Source organism: Roseateles sp. P5_B10, from assembly GCF_056400485.1.
The window spans coordinates 1-1,190 of record NZ_JBFULE010001191.1; the positions used below are offsets into that span (position 1 = coordinate 1).

The following is a 1,190-nucleotide window of genomic DNA, read 5'->3' on the forward strand; positions in this document are numbered from 1 at the left end:
CTTCAGGATCGTCGAGGACCAGTTGCGCGTCTCCGATGGCTGGGTGCGCTGTGGCCGTTGCGCAGAGATCTTCGACGCCCGCGAACTGCTGTTCGACATCGAGCGGGACGCTCCACCGCCCTGGCCGCCACAGTATGCGCCGGCCACCGTGGTGCCGGAGCCCGAGCCCCTGCCACCGCCTCCCCCTCCGCCACCTCCGCCCCCGGTCTACACACCGCCAGCGGACTGGATGCCGCCCCCCGAACCCGAGCCCCGTGCCGAGGCCTTGCCTACCGGCTGGCCCTCCGAGTACGGTCGGCAGGAAGCCAGGCCCGAGCCTCATTGGGTGGGTGACGACCGTGCCAGCGAGCCGGTTGCCGCCCCCCCGCCCATGGTGGCGCGTGATGCCGGGCCGGAACCGTCGATGGCCGAGATGGCTCCCATCACGGCCGAGCCGGCGGAGCGGCCGGGCAAGCCCGCAAAGGTCGCCAAAGCCGCCAAGCCGCAGAAGCCCGGCAAGGCCGAGGCGCCCGGCAGACTCGTGCCCGAGTTCATGCGCAAGGCCGAGAACACCGCTCGCTGGAATCGCCCTGCCGTGCGTGTGGCCCTCGGCGTCGCATCCCTCTTGCTTGCCGCATTGCTGGCCCTGCAGGTGACGCTGCACTTTCGCGACGCCATTGCCGCCCTGCACCCGCCCCTGCGCGAGCCATTGAAGGCGCTGTGCAGCGCCGCTGGCTGCGAGGTCAAACCGTGGCGGCGCATCGAGGCGCTCAGCATCGAATCGACGGCGCTCAGCCCGGTGGGCGCCGGCAGCTACAAGCTCAATCTCGCGCTGCGCAACAAGACCAGCGTGGACGTCGCCGCGCCTTGGGTGGAATTGAGCTTGACCGATGCCAACGGCGCGGCTTTCTCCCGCCGCGTGCTCGGTCCCGAAACCCTGTCCCCGGTGCTGACGCAGGTCAATGCCGATTCTGAACAGGCCTTGAGCCTGGTGTTCGGAACGGGTGGCCAGAAGGTCAGCGGCTACAGCGTCAACATCTTCTACCCCTGAGAGCGTCGACTCCGACTGCCCATCAACGGCCACCCCGCACCGCGTCATGGCCTCGTTGCCGTCCCAATGGGAAAGGCGCAGAGCCCATGCGAGTCCCTGAGACTTGAGCGCTTCGACCAACGTCAGACGTCAGGCCGGAACACGCTGGCGTGCTGCGGGG

The 1,190-nt window shown here is 69.2% G+C and carries 1 protein-coding gene; it reads left to right on the forward strand.

Annotated elements, in window-relative coordinates:
* On the forward strand, nt 1-1,030 hold a 1,030-nt coding region (locus tag AC1DU6_RS31995), incomplete at its 5' end, for a zinc-ribbon and DUF3426 domain-containing protein (protein ID WP_477862232.1).
* Nucleotides 1,031-1,190 lie beyond the last annotated feature (160 nt).